This window comes from Burkholderia catarinensis (assembly GCF_001883705.2).
GTDB lineage: Bacteria > Pseudomonadota > Gammaproteobacteria > Burkholderiales > Burkholderiaceae > Burkholderia > Burkholderia catarinensis.
Genome location: NZ_MDEQ02000069.1, coordinates 1 through 2,376, shown reverse-complemented (window position 1 = coordinate 2,376; position 2,376 = coordinate 1). Strand labels below are relative to the sequence as shown.

Annotated in this window: 2 protein-coding genes; both read right to left on the bottom strand. The window is 61.0% G+C overall.

Features of this window, described 5'->3' with window-relative positions:
• Nucleotides 1-294: 294 nt before the first annotated feature.
• Complete coding sequence (locus BFF94_RS37495) at nucleotides 295-1,320, bottom strand: IS110 family RNA-guided transposase (RefSeq protein ID WP_128849454.1); 1,026 nt, start codon at nucleotides 1,318-1,320, stop codon at nucleotides 295-297.
• Nucleotides 1,321-1,464: 144 nt separating this feature from the next.
• Nucleotides 1,465-2,376, bottom strand: a 912-nt coding sequence (locus BFF94_RS37490; RefSeq protein WP_219140465.1) for an RNA-guided endonuclease InsQ/TnpB family protein, incomplete at its 5' end; no start/stop codon positions are given.

The following is a 2,376-nucleotide window of genomic DNA, read 5'->3' as shown; positions in this document are numbered from 1 at the left end:
TTGACGTCCTTATATGAACACCTCCCCGTTGGCAAGGTCGGGTTCTAGCGTGCGAGACATGGAGGTTGCGTTTGCAGTCTTATATTCGGCCTTGGGTTGCAGGTCCGAGGGCCTGCGGGCCTTGATGGAATCTGCTGGGAGCGTCCCCATCTCCCACACCGAGCTGTGAGCTGCATGGACGTCATCGGGTTTGGGCTCCCACGGAACGATCTCGTTTGCCATCACACGTTTCACCTTACCTGCGCAACGCTAGAGGGTTGGAGGATTCAAGTGCTCGAATCAACACGCCGTCGCCTACGCGAGCGGGCGCGTGCTGACGTGTTTAGGGTCATAGGCTTGACCGTGCGCCAGCAGTGCCCACGCGACACGCGCCATTTTGTTGGCGAGCGCGACGATTGCAACATTGACTGGGCGTCGGCTCAGAAGTGCGTCCACCCACGCGGGGCGCTGCTTGGAGCGGGTAACGACGATGCGGGCGCCGTGAATCAGCAATTTGCGCAGATATGGATCGCCGCGCTTGGTAATACCGCCCAGACGGACTTTGCCACCGGTGCCGGTTTGGGCGGGCACGAGCCCGAGGCTAGCCGCGAACGCTCGCCCAGAGCGGAACGTGTTCGGCGAACCCATGACGGCGACAGTGGCAGTGGCCGTCAGTGGGCCGATGCCGTTAATGGCCGCCAGCATTTGTGCGGCGGGATTGGCCTTCATCCAAAGAAGGTTTTCGCGCTCAGTTTCGGTGATGTCGACTTCCAATTGGCGAAGATGCGCGAGTTGGTGCTGCAGAGCACGCCAGATGAGCGGAGGCACCGCTTGTTCGATCTCGGGCATGCGAACGCTAAGTTCGTTCATGAAGGCTTTGCGGCCATAGCGGAATCCCAGCCCGTATTCGGCAAGCAACCCGCGGATTTGATTGACCAGTCGGGTGCGGGTGTCGACCAGTGCGGAGCGGATGCGGTGCAGACTGAGGATGGCCTGCTGGGCTTCGGTTTTGATGGCAACGGTGCGCATGCCGGGCTGCTGGGCGGTGGTCCAGATCGCGCGAGCATCTGCCGCGTCGGTTTTGTTCGTCTGCACAAATGGGCGCACGTATTTGGGGTGCAGAAGAACCGCCTGATGGCCCAGGCTGATAATCTTGCGTGCCCACCAGTGCGCACCGCCGCATGCCTCCAGCACAACGCGTCCGGGTTCTCGCTGACTCAGAAAGCGGATGAGCTGATCGCGGCTGAAGCGCCGGTTGAAGATCTCGCCGGATTGCGGGTTCACCCAGTAAAGCTGGAAGACGGACTTTGCAATATCCAGCCCGTAAGTCGTAGCATTCATTTGGGCTCTCCTTACCTAAGTGATCGGTGGAACTTTCACTTTGGCACGTCGATGCCGTGGGTCAAGCGAGAGCCCCTCGTCACTGCGCCGTCGGCGCTGGACTCTTCCCGAAGAGAGGGGAGGTGTTCATTCCATCTCCTCCGCCTAAAGGCGGAGGATTCCCACACCTGGCGATGCACGTCCGCATCGGAGAATGTTCAGCGCAGCGTTGGTATCTCGATCATGCTCGACACCACAGTCACTGCAGGCCCATTCCCTTATTCGCAGTCCCGCGATACCTTTCGGCCGCGTCGTGCTGTCTTTCGATCCGCACGACGAACAGGACTGGGTCGAACCGCTTTCGTCGACTTCCTCGAACGTGGCTCCGTGCGCGATCGCTTTGTAGCGGAGCTTGTTTCGGAAGGACGACCAGGACGCGTCGTAGACGCTCTTCGCCATCCTGGTTCTGGCAAGTTTGACGGCCGATACGTTGCCAACCGCGATGTAATCGAAACGCCGCACCAGATCGAGCGCGAGCTTGTGCTGGAAATCGGCACGGGCATTCGCCACCTTGGCGTGCAGCTTCGCGATATGCCGCTTGTGCTTTCGCGCCCGTTGCGCTTTCGCCAGCTTTTCCGCCGCGCGTCGACCGAACTGGTCATTGGGCAGCTTCTCGCCGGTCGAAAGTGTGGCGAAGTCTTTCAGGCCGAGATCGATGCCGACGCCGGAACGGACCGGGCGGGCCTGCACATCGGGCATCTCGATCACGATGTTGAGAAACCAGTTGCCGCGTGCATCCTGCGCAAAGTTGGTCCCGTCCTTGATCTTGCCTTCGGGAAGCGCCCGGCTGTTGAACACGCGAAACGTGTTGCCGGCGAAACGGAACGCGTCACCCTCGCGCTTCAGGTCACGGCCCTTCAGCGGCACCCAGCCCAGCGATTTCCTGCCGCGATAGCGCAGGCAGGGCCGACGGTGCTGACTGCGCGACTTCGCATATTGCTCGCACGTCGCGTTGATCGTGCCGGAGTGGATGCCGAGCGCCTTGCTGCTCCCCGTCGTCAGCACGTTCAGATCGAA

Coding starts and splice junctions, on each gene's coding strand:
- BFF94_RS37495 (WP_128849454.1), bottom strand. CDS start 1,320: ATGAATGCTACGACTTACGGGCTGGATATTGCAAAGTCCGTCTTCCAG.